Genomic DNA, 14,725 nt, shown 5'->3' with positions numbered 1-14,725 from the left:
GAGAGGTTGTTCGTGTCGGCCAGCACATCCCGTACGCTCCCGCCGGAGATCGCCGAGTCCGTCTCTGTCATGGCGCTCATTGAGCGGGGAAAGGCTGAGGGGCAGATCGCCGGCGACGATGTGCGTCGGGCCTTCGAAGCTGACCAGATTCCGGCCACTCAGTGGAAGAACGTACTGCGCAGCCTCAACCAGATTCTTGAGGAAGAGGGTGTGACGCTGATGGTCAGTGCCGCAGAGCCCAAGCGCACCCGCAAGAGCGTCGCAGCGAAGAGCCCGGCGAAGCGCACCGCCACCAAGACGGTCGCGGCGAAGACGGTGACGACGACGAGGAAGGCGACCGCCACCACGGCCGCCCCCGCGGCGCCCGTCGCTCCGGCCGCAGCCGATTCCGCCGAGGAAGCCGCACCCGCCAAGAAGGCCGCGGCCAAGAAGACGACCGCCAAGAAGGCGGCCGCCAAGAAGACCGTCGCCAAGAAGGCGACGGCGGCCAAGAAGACCACGGCCAAGAAGGACGACGCCGAGCTTCTCGAGGACGAGGTTCTCGAGGACACCAAGGTCGCCGACGAGCCCGAGGGTGCCGAGAACGCGGGCTTCGTCCTGTCCGACGAGGACGAGGACGACGCGCCCGCGCAGCAGGTCGCCGCGGCCGGCGCCACCGCCGACCCGGTCAAGGACTACCTGAAGCAGATCGGCAAGGTCCCCCTGCTCAACGCCGAGCAGGAGGTCGAGCTGGCCAAGCGCATCGAGGCGGGTCTGTTCGCCGAGGACAAGCTGGCCAACGCCGACAAGCTGGCGCCCAAGCTCAAGCGCGAGCTGGAGATCATCGCCGAGGACGGCCGCCGCGCCAAGAACCACCTCCTGGAGGCCAACCTCCGTCTGGTGGTCTCCCTGGCCAAGCGCTACACCGGCCGCGGCATGCTCTTCCTGGACCTCATCCAGGAGGGCAACCTCGGTCTGATCCGCGCGGTCGAGAAGTTCGACTACACCAAGGGCTACAAGTTCTCCACGTACGCCACCTGGTGGATCCGTCAGGCCATCACCCGCGCCATGGCAGACCAGGCCCGCACCATCCGTATCCCGGTGCACATGGTCGAGGTCATCAACAAGCTTGCGCGCGTGCAGCGCCAGATGCTCCAGGACCTGGGCCGCGAGCCCACTCCGGAGGAGCTGGCCAAGGAGCTCGACATGACCCCGGAGAAGGTCATCGAGGTTCAGAAGTACGGCCGCGAGCCCATCTCGCTGCACACCCCGCTGGGTGAGGACGGCGACAGCGAGTTCGGTGACCTCATCGAGGACTCCGAGGCCGTCGTTCCTGCCGACGCCGTCAGCTTCACGCTTCTGCAGGAGCAACTGCACTCGGTTCTGGACACCCTGTCCGAGCGCGAGGCCGGCGTCGTCTCCATGCGGTTCGGTCTCACCGACGGTCAGCCGAAGACCCTCGACGAGATCGGCAAGGTGTACGGCGTGACGCGTGAGCGCATCCGCCAGATCGAGTCCAAGACCATGTCGAAGCTGCGGCATCCGTCGCGTTCCCAGGTGCTGCGCGACTACCTCGACTAGGCCACGGTCGTACGACGGCGAAGGCCCGGCTCCCCTCGCGGGAGCCGGGCCTTCGTGCTGCGCGCGACCGCGTAGTGGATCACTCTGGGTTTTCCGGCACAACCCGAGAGTGAGGAAACCGCATGCGCCGTTCCGTTGCCCAGGCACTGATCCGGCCGCTGGCCCTGACGGTCGCCGTGGCCGCCATACCCCTGGTGAGTGCGGCTCCCGTGGCCGCCGACAGCGTCGTGGTCGGCGGCTTTCCGATCGACGTCTCCCAGGCCCCGTGGACGGTAGCGCTGTCCAGCCGTGACCGGTTCGGAGGTACCCGGGCAGGCCAGTTCTGCGGCGGCGTGGCGGTCGCGCGTACGGCGGTGCTCACCGCGGCCCACTGTCTGGCCGAGGACGTCCTCGGGGCGCCCCTAAACCGCGTGCGCGACTTCCGGGTCATCGCGGGCCGCACCGATCTGCTGTCGAGTGAGGGGCAGGAGGTCTCCGTAAGCGATGCCTGGGTCAATCCGGGGTACGACTCCGGGACCAACGTCGGCGACTTCGCCGTACTCACCCTCGCCAAGCCGCTGCCGCAGAGCGCGGTCGTCGGCATGGCGGGCGCGGGCGATCCGGCCTACACGCCGGGCACGCAGGCCACGGTCTCCGGATGGGGGGACACGACCGGCGGGGGCGGCTATGCGCACCGGCTCTATGCCGCACACATGCGCGTGCTGCCCGACGACCTCTGCTCCCGCGCCTATCCGGGCGGTCCCGACGGCACCTACCGGCCCGGCAGCATGCTCTGCGCCGGGGAGGCCGGCGGAGGCCCGGACGCCTGTCAGGGGGACAGCGGCGGGCCGCTGGTGGCGCAGGGGCGGCTGATCGGCCTCGTGTCATGGGGGAGCGGCTGCGGCAGGCCGGGCAGTCCCGGGGTGTACACGCGCGTCTCCGACGTCGTGACAGCCCTGGAGGCGGCCTCAGGGAGCCGGAAGAGGCCCCACGGACGCTCCTGATGTGCCCGCACCGGGATACGAGCACGGGCGGCCGCTCCTGAAGAGGAGCGGCCGCCCGTTCACCGGCCTGTACCGGGGCTGGCTCGTCGTGTGTGCGAGATTCAGCGCTCTTCTTCGGAAGCGGTCGGAGCGGACGTCAGCCGCTCCGTCTCGTCCTGTATCTCAGCGGCGATCTTCTTGAGTTCCGGCTCGAACTTGCGACCGTGGTGGGCGCAGAAGAGCAGTTCTCCGCCGCTGAGCAGGACGACGCGCAGGTATGCCTGGGCGCCGCAGCGGTCGCAGCGATCGGCGGCCGTCAACGGGCTCGCGGGGGTCAGAACAGTAGTCACGTCGCCTCTTCTCTAGCTCGACGAGCTGTCGTACCAGGGTCAACATCCAACCAGCCCGAAAACGTTCCCGCTCGTGGCTTTTCCTCGAAAGAATCTTCCGGGGCGGCTGTCTGCTGCCGGTTGGCGGCGAATGTGCCGTAGTGCGTCTCTTGTGGTGCTTACGGTTTCGCGCAGTGTTGTGTTTCGGTCCTCCAGGCCGGGTTGCCTGTTGTTCAGGAGGACGTGCCCGGAGCCTAAATGGTTCATGCCTCCAAGGGAACGTGATATGTACTTCACTCCATAGGGGGATCGAACAGGTATGCGAGCCTGGACTAGTCTGAGTTCCCGACCGAGGGTGGCGTTACACCGGCTCTACCAGGCCTCGGTACCCTCTGAGCGGCGACCGAAGCCGTCCCCTTACCCAGTAGGGGGCCAACTGAAATTCAGCGAGGAGCGAACCGCGTGACCGCCGACACGTCCGTGCCGTCCACAGCGCTGCTGGCAGGAGCAGACCGGGACGGTTCCAACTACACCGCGCGGCACCTGCTCGTCCTCGAGGGCCTCGAGGCCGTGCGCAAGCGCCCGGGCATGTACATCGGCTCGACCGACAGCCGCGGTCTGATGCACTGCCTGTGGGAGATCATCGACAACTCCGTGGACGAGGCCCTCGCGGGCGTCTGCGACCGCATCGAGGTGATCCTCCACGACGACGGTTCCGTGGAGGTGCGCGACAACGGCCGTGGCATCCCCGTGGACGTCGAGCCCAGGACGGGCCTGTCCGGCGTCGAGGTCGTCATGACCAAGCTGCACGCCGGCGGCAAGTTCGGCGGCGGCTCGTACGCCGCCTCCGGCGGTCTGCACGGCGTCGGCGCCTCCGTGGTCAACGCCCTCTCCGCCCGCCTCGACGTCGAGGTGGACCGGGGTGGTCACACGCACGTCATCAGCTTCCGCCGTGGCGTGCCCGGCGCCTTCGCGGCCGACGGCGCCGACGCGAAGTTCGAGGCCAAGAGCGGCCTGCGCAAGACCAAAAAGATCCCCAAGACCCGTACCGGCACGCGCGTGCGGTACTGGGCCGACCGGCAGATCTTCCTCAAGGACGCCAAGCTCTCCTTGGAGAACCTGCACCAGCGCGCCCGGCAGACCGCCTTCCTGGTGCCGGGGCTGACGATCATCGTGCGCGACGAGTTCGGCCTGGGCGAGGGCGGCAGCAAGGGCGAGGAGTCCTTCCGCTTCGACGGCGGCATCAGCGAGTTCTGCGAGTACCTGGCGGGCGACAAGCCGGTCTGCGACATCGTCCGCTTCTCGGGCAAGGGCACCTTCAAGGAGACCGTCCCCGTCCTCGACGAGCACGGCCAGATGACCCCCACCGAGGTCACCCGTGAACTGGGCGTGGACATCGCGCTGCGCTGGGGCACCGGGTACGACACCACCATCCGGTCCTTCGTCAACATCATCGCCACCCCCAAGGGCGGCACTCACGTCTCCGGCTTCGAACAGTCCCTGACGGGCGTGTTCAACGACGTGCTGCGTGCCAAGAAGCTGCTGCGGGTGGCCGAGGACAACATCGTCAAGGACGACGCCCTCGAAGGCCTCACCGCCGTCGTGACCGTGCGCCTGGCCGAGCCGCAGTTCGAGGGCCAGACCAAGGAGGTTCTGGGCACCTCGGCGGCCCGCCGCATCGTGAACAACGTGGTCACCAAGGAGCTCAAGGCGTTCCTGACCAGCACGAAGCGGGACGCCGCCGCGCAGGCCCGGGTCGTCATGGAGAAGGTGGTGGCCGCCGCCCGTACGCGCGTCGCGGCCCGCCAGCACAAGGACGCCCAGCGCCGGAAGACCGCCCTGGAGTCCTCGTCCCTGCCGGCGAAGCTCGCCGACTGCCGCAGCGACGACGTCGACCGCAGCGAGCTGTTCATCGTCGAGGGCGACTCAGCGCTCGGTACGGCCAAGCTGGCCCGGAACTCCGAGTTCCAGGCTCTGCTGCCGATCCGCGGCAAGATCCTCAACGTGCAGCGGTCGTCGGTGACCGACATGCTCAAGAACGCCGAGTGCGGCGCGATCATCCAGGTCATAGGAGCGGGCTCGGGCCGCACCTTCGACATCGACCAGGCCCGCTACGGCAAGATCATCATGATGACCGACGCCGATGTGGACGGCTCCCACATCCGCTGTCTGCTGCTCACGCTGTTCCAGCGCTACATGCGGCCGATGGTCGAGGCCGGCCGGGTCTTCGCCGCGGTGCCGCCGCTGCACCGCATCGAGATCGTCCAGCCGAAGAAGGGCCAGGACAAGTACGTCTACACGTACTCCGACCGCGAGCTGCGGGACAAGCTGATGGAGTTCCAGAGCAAGGGCATCCGGTACAAGGACTCCATCCAGCGGTACAAGGGTCTGGGCGAGATGGACGCCGATCAGCTGGCCGAGACCACGATGGACCCGCGTCACCGCACGCTGCGCAGGATCAACCTGTCCGACCTGGAGGCCGCCGAGCAGGTCTTCGACCTGCTGATGGGCAACGACGTGGCGCCGCGCAAGGAGTTCATCTCCGGCTCGGCCGCGACGCTGGACCGGTCGCGCATCGACGCGTAGCCGCTGCGCTGGGCCTCGGCCGACGGGGCTGCCCGAGGTGGGCTGACCTGGTCGGCCGAGGGGCGGCGACGAGGATTGGTGACCGGCGGAGAGGGACGGTGGTCTGCCTCCGCAGGTCCCGTGATCCTGCTCGGTCGGCCGAGTGGTTCTCTGTGGCCGCCCGGGTCGTCCTCAGTGGTCGGTCGGGTTGCTCTGCGGTAGCCGGGTGGTCCTCCGTGGGCGGCTCGGGGCCTCTGTCGCAACCTGTGGTCCTCCGAGCCCGCCAGCTGGGCTTTCGTCACCTGGCGGATGGTCTTTCTTCGCCGGTCGGGTGCGGCGGCCGGTGGGTCGTGGTCTGGACACCGCAGACCGCGCCTGCGACCGCCACGGCCGGTCGCTGATCGCCGAAGCCACAGCCTGCCGCCCACCGGCGTCACTGTCGGCGTGTGTGGGCTGATCCTTCTGGGCCTGGCACGGCGTGATCCTTCCGGGCCGGACAGGGTCTGTTCCTGCCGGGCCGTACATGAGCCCTGATCCCGCCGGGCAGGACAAGCTTGGTCCGGCCGGTTGCGGTCGGGGTTCCCGGGCCCCGGGTGCTCGCAGACGCTTCCCTCAACTTCCCCCATTCCAGGCCGAGTCGTCGCGAGCAGTGGGTGGCCCGGCGTTTCTGACGGGTACCTGCCTAAGGTGGTGCCGGACTCCGCGCCCGCCCCGCCACCGGTACTGTCGGCCAGGAGCCCGCGCCGCTCCCAGTCGGTGGGCGGAACCCCTGCCCGACCGACCTCCGCCTCCGCCTCCGCCTTCGCCTTCGCCGCGGCGCAGTATGCACCTGCGGGATCTACACCCGTGGGTGGAGAAGAGCCGCTCCGGGTTTCCACCCGTGATCCACCCCGGCTCCGATCTCCCGACCTGCGCTTTTCCGTAGCTTCGTAGGTGTCGGCAGCACCCGCTCCCGACAGCACCTTCTCGTTCACGGAGGCTTTGATGTCCGGGCTCGTCAACGCGCTGCTGATCGTGGCCGTCGCCGCCATAGTGATCCTGCGGCAGTTCCGTGCCCGCGCGATCAACACCGACCGGCGCTGGTGGCTGATCCCCGTGATCCTCGCCGTCCTGGCGCTGCGCGAGCCCGGCATCCTCGACGTCAACCACCATGCGGAATCGGCCGTGCTGCTCGCGGTGGAGCTGTTCATCGGTGTGGCCACCGGCGTCGGCTGGGCCTGGACGACTCGCATCTGGACAGAACCGGACGGTGTCGTGTGGACCAAGAGCACCAAGGCGAGCATTGCGGTATGGATCGTGGGGATAACCCTGCGCATCGGTGTCTACGCCGTCGGCGCCGTGCTCGGCCTGCACCAGGACAGCTCCGCCCTGATGTGCGCTCTCGCCGCCACCCTGCTGGTCCGCGGCGGAATTCTGGTCTGGCGGGCGCAGTCCCTCGACACCGCGAGCCGCCCCGCCCCGGCGTACGGTGACGGCATGCGGTCGGTCAGGAGGGAGCGCGCGTGAAGGAGAACGCCTGGACGCGCTGGCCGTCACGGGAGGCGCTCGGCCGCGAGGGAACCTCCCGGCCCCGGCGTTTGATCGCCTGGTCCATGAGGTGCCTGGTGATCGGCGTGCTCCTGTGGGGCGCGTACAACCAGAGACACGTCGGGCTCTGGGGCGCGCTCGCTGCGATGGCGGGGGTCCTCGTCGCCGCCCTCCTTGCCTGGGCCTTCTTCAGGACCACCTACCAGCACCGGCTGGTTCCCTCCCTGACGCTGATGGGCGCACTCATGGCCATGGCGATCGCCGCCGAGGCCGCGGGGTTCAAAGGGCTGGCCCTCGTGATCTGGTGTGGCTGTGGGATCGTCGCCCTGGAGCGGCTGCCGCTCGCGGCCGCGGCTCCGGTGACCACGGTGGGCCTGGCCGCATACGCCGCTTTCAACAACGACGTATGGCTGACCACGGCCGCCTCGGTCGCGGGCATGGCCCTCGCCGGCTACGTCCTGCGGCTGGACGCCGAAGCCCGCGGCCACGCGCAGCAACTGCTCGCCCAGGAGCGCGCCGCCCGGGCCGCCGAGGCGGAGTCCGCGGCGCTGGCCGAGCGAGCCCGCATCGCACGGGAGATCCACGACGTGCTGGCCCACAGCCTCTCGGCGCAGTTGGTGCACCTGGAGGCGGCCCGGCTGCTGATCGAGAAGGGCGCGGACCGTGAACGCATCCGGGAGCGGGTGGTGGCCGCCCGGGGCATGGCCCGCGACGGACTCGCCGAGACCCGGCAGGCCCTGTCCGCGCTGCGGGGCGAGCTGACCCCGCTGGAGGACTTCCTGAGCGAACTCGTCAGCGGGGCCGACGGCGCAGAAGTCTCCGTGACCGGTGAGCGCAGACCTCTGCCGGCCGACGCCTCCCAGGCTGTGCGCAGGGTCGCCCAGGAGGCGCTGACGAACGTCCGCAAGCACGCACACGGCGCCAAGGTGCAGCTGCGACTCGACTACAGCGAGCACGAAGTGACGCTGGACGTAAGGGACACGGGCGGGCGGCCGGGCGAACTCACGGGATCCGGAGCCGGGTACGGTCTGCTGGGTATGCGCGAGCGGGCCGAGCTGCTGGGCGGCTCACTGGACGCGCGGCCGGAGCAGGAGGGGTTCGTGGTGACGCTGAAGGTGCCTGTATGACCGAGACGGAGGGGGAGAAGAAGCCCGCACGAGTGGTGGTCGCCGACGACCAGACCGTCGTCCGGGAGGGCATCGTGATGCTGCTCGGACTCCTGCCCGGGGTGGAGGTCGTGGGTGCCGCGGGAGACGGCGAGGAGGCGGTGCGGCTGGTCGGGGAACTGGCCCCGGACGTTGTCCTGATGGATCTCAGGATGCCCCGCTGTGACGGTGTGGAGGCCACCCGGAGGATCCGGGCGCAGTACCCCGGGACCCAGGTCGTGGTGCTCACCACGTACGCGGACGACGAGTCGCTGTTCCCCGCGCTGCGCGCCGGCGCCCGGGGGTATCTGACCAAGGACGCGGGCGGTGACGAGATCGTGCGTGCCGTGGAGAGCGTGCTGTCGGGGGAAGCAGGTCTGTCGCCCAGTGTCCAGCGCCGGTTGCTGGAGCGGCTGTCACAGCCCGAGCCCAGCTCGCCGGCGACCGTGGAGGCGCCGCCCGACGGACTGACCGCACGGGAGACCGAGGTGCTGCTGCTGATCGCCGAAGGGCTCAGCAATCAGGAGATCGCCCGCAAGCTGCATGTGTCGACCGCGACCGTGAAGACACACATCAACAACCTCTTCGCCAAAACGGGCCTCAAGGACCGGGCGCAGGCGGTGCGTTACGCCTACAGCAAGGGGCTGGTGCGGCCGCCCACACAGTGAGTCACCTGATGGGGTGAAGAGCCGGAGGAAGAAGAGTCAGGGATCTGCCCGATCTGTCCATCCTTGGGCATGCAGTCAAGCGATGGTCGTGCCCGCGGCGGCGGGGACGGTTCCGAGAGTTCGTCCGAGAACCGGCAAGACCACGGCGCGCCCGCCCGCGACGTGACGTACGAAGACCCTTGGTACGACGCACTGGCCTCTGGCTGGGGCGAGTTGGACGGGACCGGTGTGCCGGCGCAGGCGGTGCCACCCGCTCGCGGGGAGCGGGGCGGAACGGCGGTTGGGGCACGCGACGTGTACGTCGAGGTGCAGCGCAGCGCGGCCTTCCAGGAGGTGCGCACCAGGTACCGACGGTTCGTCGTGCCGGGAGTCGCCGCCTTCCTCGCCTGGTACGTGGGCTATGTGGTCACCGCCACGATCGCGCCGGGGCTCATGGCCCGGCCCGTGGCGGGAGCGGTGAACGTGGCCATGCTGGCTGGGCTCGGACAGTTCCTCACCACGTTCCTGCTGACCTGGGCCTACGCCCGGCACGCGCGGCTGCGCCGGGACCGGGCGGCGCTGGAGCTGCGCTGGGACACCCAGGAACTGACCCGCGAAGTGCGGGGAGGTGCCTCGTGACCGGTGATCATCAGAAGCTGGCGCTGCTGCTGTTCAGCGGATTCGTGGCCGTCACCCTCGGGATCACGACGTGGGTGAGCCGTCGCCGGCGTGGTTCGGCGGAGGAGTTCTACGTCGGAGGACGGCTGTTCTCTCCCATGGAGAATGGTTTTGCCATCGCGGGTGACTACATGTCGGCCGCCTCCTTCCTCGGGGTCACCGGTCTCATCGCGCTGTACGGGTACGACGGGATGCTGTACGTCGTGGGCTTCCTGGTGGCCTGGCTGGTCGTGCTGTTCCTGGTGGCCGAACTGGTACGCAACTGCGGGCGGTTCACCCTGGCCGACGTGGTGGCCGCGCGGATGAGCGAGCGGCCGGTGCGGATCGCCGCGGGAACTTCCTCTGTCACGGTGTCCGTTCTGTATCTGGTGGCGCAAATGGTCGGCGCGGGCAGTCTGGTGGCGCTGCTGCTGGGGCGAACGAGCGGGGCCGCGCAGGCCTGGGCGGTCATCGGGGTCGGCGCGCTCATGGTGATCTATGTGTCGTTGGGAGGGATGCGGGCCACCACCTGGATCCAGATCGTGAAGGCAGTGTTGCTGCTGAGCGGCACGATCGCGCTGACCGCCCTCGTCCTGCTCCGCTTCCACGGCGATGTCGACCGTCTGCTGCTCACGGCCGCGGACCACAGCGGTCACGGAAGGGCGTTCCTGGCGCCGGGCCTGAAGTACGGCGGGACCTGGACCGCCCGCCTCGACTTCATCAGCCTGGGACTCGCCCTCGTACTGGGCACCGGGGGACTGCCGCACATCCTGTCCCGCTTCTACACCGTGCCCACCGCGCGGGCCGCCCGCCGTTCCGCCGTGTGGTCCATCGGGCTGATCGGTGGTTTCTACCTGATGACGATCGTCCTCGGCTTCGGGGCGGCCGCGGTGGTGGGGACGGATGCCGTGCGCGGTTCGAACGCGGCCGGGAACACGGCGGTGCCGCTGCTCGCTCTCGACCTGGGCGGTGGCGCGGGCTCCACCGGGGGCACGGTCCTGTTCGCGGTCGTCGCCGCCGTCGCCTTCGCCACGATCCTCGCCGTGGTCGCCGGTATCACCCTCGCCTCCTCGGCGTCGGTGGCGCACGACCTGTACGCGTCGCTGCGGCGCTCGCGCGGCAAGGCGCACAGCGAGGTGGCGGTGGCGCGCTGGGCGGCGGTAGGCATCGGCGTCGTGGCGATCGCGCTCGGTCTGCTGGCCCGTGACCTCAACGTCGCCTTTCTCGTCGGCCTCGCCTTCGCCGTCGCTGCCTCGGCGAACCTCCCGGTGCTGCTGTACTCGCTGTTCTGGCGCGGCTTCACCACCCGGGGCGCGGTGTGGGCCGTCTACGGCGGGCTGATCCCGGCGCTCGGACTGGTGCTGCTCTCCCCGGTGGTGTCCGGCAACCCCACCTCGCTGTTCCCGGACGTCGACTTCCAGTACTTCCCGCTGCAGAACCCGGGCATCGTCTCCATCCCGCTCGGCTTCCTCGCCGGCTGGCTCGGCACGATCACGTCCGACGAGGGCGCCGACGAGGCCAAGTACGCCGAGACGGAGGTACGGTCGCTGACCGGCGCCGGTGCCGTGTAGCCGGTCACCAGCGGCTCGCACGGATCACTACGGCGCCACCCAGGCGTACCGGTGTTCCGGCCGGCCGGTGTCGCCGTACTTCAGGGAGAGCCGGAGCCGGCCGGCCTGTTCCAGGTGGCGGAGATAGCGCTGGGCCGTGGAGCGGCTCAGGCCGGTCCTGACGGCCACCTCGTGGGCGGACAGCGGCTGGTCGGCGCGGTGCAGGACGCCGCAGATCAGATCGGTTGTGGGTTCCGAGTGGCCGCTCGGCAGGCCGGGCGTGGACGGTGCGGGAGACGTCCGCAGCGCACCGAAGATCCGGTCCACCTGCTCCTGCCCGGTCAGGCCACGGCCGCCGACCCGGTCCACCGTGCGGCGCAGCGCGGCATAGGAGTCGAGGCGAGTGCGCAGGGCGGCGAAGGTGAAGGGCTTGACCAGGTAGTGCAGGGCGCCCAGGCGCATCGCCTGCTGGACGGTCGTCACATCGCTGGCCGCGGTGATCATGATGACGTCGGTGCCATGGCCCTGCTCCCGCATGCGGTGCACGAGATCGAGACCTGTCTGGTCCGGCAGATAGTGGTCGAGCAGGACCAGGTCGATGGTGCCTCGTTCGACGGCGGCCAGGGCCTGGGCAGCGCTGTGCGCGCGGGCGGTCACCCGGAAGCCGGGAACCTTTCCCACGTACTTGGCGTTTATCTCGGCGACGCGGAAGTCGTCGTCCACGACCAGGACGTCAATCATCAGGCCTCTCCTTCAAGGCCGCCGGGCGTTAAGCCCGTGTTTCGGCTCCGCAGTTGTAGCGCGAGCAAAAAGAGCACAACAGGCTCTTGCGAGCAAAAGAACGGCTTGCGCTCACAAGACTCCTGCTGTGGCCGGGGCCACACCTACCGTCCCGGGCCATGAGCGCACACACCAGCCCCGCCATCGAGCTGCGGGGCGCGAGCAAGACCTTCAGAACCCCGTCAGGGGGACTGCACACAGCCGTGCGCGGTCTGGACCTCACCGTCGAGCGCGGTGAGTTCGTGGCCGTGGTCGGCCCGACCGGCTGCGGCAAGTCCACCACGCTCACGCTGGTCAGCGGCCTGGAGGAGCCCACCGAGGGCGAGGTGCTGGTGGCTGGCGAGCCGGTCGACGGCGTTGGCGACAAGGTCGGCTTCGTCTTCCAGCAGGACGCCACCTTCCCCTGGCGCACGGTCCTGTCCAACGTCATGGCCGGCCCCCGCTTCCGGGGCGTAGCGAAGGCCGAGGCCAAGGAGAAGGCCCGGGAGTGGCTGGCCCGTGTCGGCCTCGCCGCCTTCGAGGACCGTTACCCGCACCAGCTCTCGGGTGGTCAGCGCAAGCGCGTGGCGCTCGCCGCCACGTTCGTCAACGACCCCGAGATCCTGCTGATGGACGAGCCGTTCTCGGCGCTGGACGTGCAGACCCGGGCACTGATGTCGGACGAGCTGCTGGAGCTGTGGGAGGGCACGGGCGCCTCGGTCGTCTTCGTCACCCACGACCTGGAGGAGTCCATCGCGCTCGCCGACAAGGTCGTCGTGATGACCGCCGGACCCGCGACCGTGAAGCAGGTCTTCGAGATCGACCTGCCCCGGCCACGCAAGGTGGAGTCGGTGCGCCTGGAGCCGCAGTTCATCGAGATCTACCGTGAGATCTGGGAGTCCCTCGGCGAAGAGGTCCGCATCACCCGCGAGAGGGGTGCCGCCCATGTCGCCTGACGTCATGCCCGAGGCCCAGGCCGCACTGGCCAGGACCGAGCCCGTCGACAAGACGAACCGCGCGCAGACCCGCGCCCAGGCCGCCCGCCGCCGCAAGGCCTTCGTCATCGCCGCGCGTGTGCTGCTGCTGGTGGCCGTCCTCGGGCTGTGGGAGGGACTGTCCCGGGCGAAGATCATCGATCCGTTCAACTTCTCGATGCCCTCGAAGATCTGGGACCAGATCTCGACCTGGGTGATGCACGGAACCGCACTCGGCTCGCTGGGCGAACAGATCTGGTACACGCTCTACGAGGCACTGCTCGGCTGGGTCATCGGTGTGGTCGCCGGTGTGCTCCTCGGTATCGCACTAGGGCGGATCAGGTTGCTCGCCGAGGTCCTTGGTCCATACATCAAGGTGCTCAACTCGATCCCCAGGATCGTCCTGGCGCCCATCTTCCTGATCTGGTTCGGGCTCGGCCCGTCCTCCAAGGTGGCCTCCGCCGTCGTGCTGGTGTTCTTCCCGGTGTTCTTCAACGCCTTCCAGGGCGCCCGGGAGGTGGACCGCAACCTGGTGGCCAACGCCCGCATCCTGGGCGCAAGCGACCGCCGGGTGACGCTCCAGGTGGTCATCCCCTCGGCCACCTCGTGGATCTTCACCAGCCTCCACGTCAGCTTCGGCTTCGCCCTCATCGGCGCCATCGTCGGCGAGTACATCGGCGCGACCAAGGGCATCGGCCTGCTCGTCGCGCAGTCGCAGAACACCTTCAACGCGGCCGGTGTCTACGCCGCGATGGTCATCCTCGCCGTGGTCGCCCTCGCCGCCGAGGGACTGCTGACCTTCGCCGAGCGCCGCATCTTCCGCTGGAAGCCCACCGGTTCCGACAGCTGACCGGCCCCTCACCGGCCCCACCGCCTCTCATCGGCCCCCACCGGTCCATCCCCGGCCCCTCCCTGGGCCCCTGGGCCCTTGGACCAGCCCCCCACGCCTTCCTCGTACCGCCCTCTCACAAGGACGTGAACCGCATGCGCAACACCGCCAGATACGCCTCCCTCGCCGCCGCAGGCCTGCTCGCGCTCTCCTCCCTCACCGCCTGTGCCAACGACGCGGCGAGCTCCACGACCGACACCGGGAGCGACTCGGGCGGCGGCAAGGGCGAGACCGTCAAGATCATGGTCGGCGGCCTGGACAAGGTCATCTACCTGCCCGCGATGCTCACCCAGCGCCTCGGCTACTTCAAGGCGGAGGGTTTGAACGTCCAGCTCCTCAGCGAGCCCGCCGGTGTCCAGGCCGAGACCGCGCTCGTCTCCGGCCAGGTGCAGGGGGCGGTCGGCTTCTACGACCACACCCTCGACCTGCAGACCAAGGGCAAGTCCGTGGAGTCGGTCGTGCAGTTCTCGCACGCGCCCGGCGAGGTCGAGGTGGTCTCGAACAAGGCGGCCGGCGACCTCACGTCGCCCAAGGACTTCAAGGGCCGGAAGCTGGGTGTGACCGGGCTCGGTTCCTCCACCGACTTCCTCACCAAGTACCTCGCGGTGAAGAACGGCGTACAGGTCAACGAGTTCAGTCCCGTCGCCGTGGGGGCCGGGCCGACGTTCATCGCGGCCCTCCAGAAGGGGGCGATCGACGGCGGCATGACCACCGACCCGACCGTCGCGACGATCCTGGACAAGAAGGTGGGCAAGGTCCTCATCGACATGCGCACCCCCGAGGGCTCGCAGAAGGCGCTGGGCGGGCCGTACCCGTCGTCAAGTCTGTACATGCAGACGGACTGGGTGAACGGACACAAGGACACCGTCCAGAAGTTGGTCAACGCATTCGTCAAGACGCTCAAGTGGATGTCCACCCACAGCGCCGACGAGATCGCGGCCAAGATGCCCGCCGACTACTCCCAGGGCAGCAAGACGCTCTACGCGCAGGCCATCAAGAGCACGCTGCCGATGTTCACCGACGACGGCGTGATGCCCCAGGGCGGCCCGGAGACCGTCGAGAAGGTTCTCAAGTCGTTCAACCCCAACATCAAGAACGCCAAGGTCGACTTGAGCAAGACGTACACCACCGAGTTCGTCGACGCTGCCAAGTAGACGAGTG

General features: G+C 69.1%; 13 protein-coding genes. 11 read left to right on the top strand and 2 right to left on the bottom strand.

Annotated elements, in window-relative coordinates; translation table 11 throughout:
* Positions 1-12: 12 nt before the first annotated feature.
* The gene (locus AB0M27_RS24410; protein WP_365724031.1) at positions 13-1,560 is read left to right on the top strand and encodes an RNA polymerase sigma factor; all 1,548 of its coding nucleotides are present in this window, start codon (positions 13-15) and stop codon (positions 1,558-1,560) included.
* Positions 1,561-1,682: 122 nt separating this feature from the next.
* Positions 1,683-2,543 carry a serine protease gene (locus tag AB0M27_RS24405; RefSeq protein WP_365724029.1) on the top strand — a complete coding sequence of 287 codons (861 nt, stop codon included), beginning with the start codon at positions 1,683-1,685 and terminating at the stop codon, positions 2,541-2,543.
* Between the two features lie 101 nt (positions 2,544-2,644).
* Here the strand turns inward: AB0M27_RS24405 and AB0M27_RS24400 are convergent, their stop codons facing one another.
* Positions 2,645-2,872, bottom strand: a complete 228-nt coding sequence (locus tag AB0M27_RS24400; RefSeq protein WP_365724027.1) for a hypothetical protein — start codon at positions 2,870-2,872, stop codon at positions 2,645-2,647.
* Between the two features lie 441 nt (positions 2,873-3,313).
* Between AB0M27_RS24400 and AB0M27_RS24395 the strand changes: the two genes are divergently transcribed.
* The 6 genes from AB0M27_RS24395 (at position 3,314) to AB0M27_RS24370 (ending at position 10,963) form a co-directional block, all read left to right on the top strand.
* Positions 3,314-5,437, top strand: a complete 2,124-nt coding sequence (locus AB0M27_RS24395) for a DNA topoisomerase IV subunit B (RefSeq protein WP_365724025.1) — start codon at positions 3,314-3,316, stop codon at positions 5,435-5,437.
* Positions 5,438-6,400: 963 nt separating this feature from the next.
* Complete coding sequence (locus AB0M27_RS24390) at positions 6,401-6,922, top strand: DUF1453 domain-containing protein (RefSeq protein ID WP_365724023.1); 522 nt, start codon at positions 6,401-6,403, stop codon at positions 6,920-6,922.
* Entirely contained in the window at positions 6,919-8,070 is a 1,152-nt protein-coding gene (locus tag AB0M27_RS24385) for a histidine kinase (RefSeq protein WP_365724021.1), read from the top strand. Before AB0M27_RS24390 ends, AB0M27_RS24385 begins: the two co-directional genes overlap by 4 nt.
* Positions 8,067-8,756, top strand: coding sequence for a response regulator transcription factor (locus tag AB0M27_RS24380; RefSeq protein ID WP_365724019.1), 690 nt, complete (start codon positions 8,067-8,069; stop codon positions 8,754-8,756). Before AB0M27_RS24385 ends, AB0M27_RS24380 begins: the two co-directional genes overlap by 4 nt.
* A gap of 69 nt (positions 8,757-8,825) precedes the next feature.
* The gene (locus tag AB0M27_RS24375; protein ID WP_365724017.1) at positions 8,826-9,374 is read left to right on the top strand and encodes a DUF485 domain-containing protein; all 549 of its coding nucleotides are present in this window, start codon (positions 8,826-8,828) and stop codon (positions 9,372-9,374) included.
* The gene (locus AB0M27_RS24370; protein WP_365724015.1) at positions 9,371-10,963 is read left to right on the top strand and encodes a cation acetate symporter; all 1,593 of its coding nucleotides are present in this window, start codon (positions 9,371-9,373) and stop codon (positions 10,961-10,963) included. Before AB0M27_RS24375 ends, AB0M27_RS24370 begins: the two co-directional genes overlap by 4 nt.
* Before the next feature lie 27 nt (positions 10,964-10,990).
* Here AB0M27_RS24370 and AB0M27_RS24365 read toward each other — a convergent pair whose 3' ends face one another.
* Entirely contained in the window at positions 10,991-11,683 is a 693-nt protein-coding gene (locus AB0M27_RS24365; RefSeq protein WP_365724013.1) for a response regulator, read from the bottom strand.
* A 158-nt stretch (positions 11,684-11,841) separates the two neighbouring features.
* Between AB0M27_RS24365 and AB0M27_RS24360 the strand changes: the two genes are divergently transcribed.
* The 3 genes from AB0M27_RS24360 to AB0M27_RS24350 all read left to right on the top strand — a co-directional run bounded on the left by AB0M27_RS24360 (position 11,842) and on the right by AB0M27_RS24350 (position 14,718).
* Complete coding sequence (locus AB0M27_RS24360; RefSeq protein ID WP_365724011.1) at positions 11,842-12,657, top strand: ABC transporter ATP-binding protein; 816 nt, start codon at positions 11,842-11,844, stop codon at positions 12,655-12,657.
* On the top strand, positions 12,647-13,525 hold the full coding sequence (locus tag AB0M27_RS24355) for an ABC transporter permease (RefSeq protein ID WP_365724009.1): 879 nt from the start codon (positions 12,647-12,649) through the stop codon (positions 13,523-13,525). The genes AB0M27_RS24360 and AB0M27_RS24355 overlap by 11 nt, the downstream gene beginning before the upstream one ends.
* A gap of 134 nt (positions 13,526-13,659) precedes the next feature.
* On the top strand, positions 13,660-14,718 hold the full coding sequence (locus AB0M27_RS24350; RefSeq protein ID WP_365724007.1) for an ABC transporter substrate-binding protein: 1,059 nt from the start codon (positions 13,660-13,662) through the stop codon (positions 14,716-14,718).
* The last annotated feature ends 7 nt before the right edge of the window (positions 14,719-14,725 follow it).

The organism is Streptomyces sp. NPDC052107 (genome assembly GCF_040680215.1).
Classification (GTDB): Bacteria; Actinomycetota; Actinomycetes; order Streptomycetales; family Streptomycetaceae; genus Streptomyces.
Note: the sequence above shows the minus strand (reverse complement) of the source record. Positions and strands in the feature narration are given on the sequence as shown.

Coding starts and splice junctions, on each gene's coding strand:
- AB0M27_RS24365 (WP_365724013.1), bottom strand. CDS start 11,683: ATGATTGACGTCCTGGTCGTGGACGACGACTTCCGCGTCGCCGAGATA.
- AB0M27_RS24405 (WP_365724029.1), top strand. CDS start 1,683: ATGCGCCGTTCCGTTGCCCAGGCACTGATCCGGCCGCTGGCCCTGACG.
- AB0M27_RS24380 (WP_365724019.1), top strand. CDS start 8,067: ATGACCGAGACGGAGGGGGAGAAGAAGCCCGCACGAGTGGTGGTCGCC.
- AB0M27_RS24360 (WP_365724011.1), top strand. CDS start 11,842: ATGAGCGCACACACCAGCCCCGCCATCGAGCTGCGGGGCGCGAGCAAG.
- AB0M27_RS24390 (WP_365724023.1), top strand. CDS start 6,401: ATGTCCGGGCTCGTCAACGCGCTGCTGATCGTGGCCGTCGCCGCCATA.
- AB0M27_RS24355 (WP_365724009.1), top strand. CDS start 12,647: ATGTCGCCTGACGTCATGCCCGAGGCCCAGGCCGCACTGGCCAGGACC.
- AB0M27_RS24350 (WP_365724007.1), top strand. CDS start 13,660: ATGCGCAACACCGCCAGATACGCCTCCCTCGCCGCCGCAGGCCTGCTC.
- AB0M27_RS24375 (WP_365724017.1), top strand. CDS start 8,826: ATGCAGTCAAGCGATGGTCGTGCCCGCGGCGGCGGGGACGGTTCCGAG.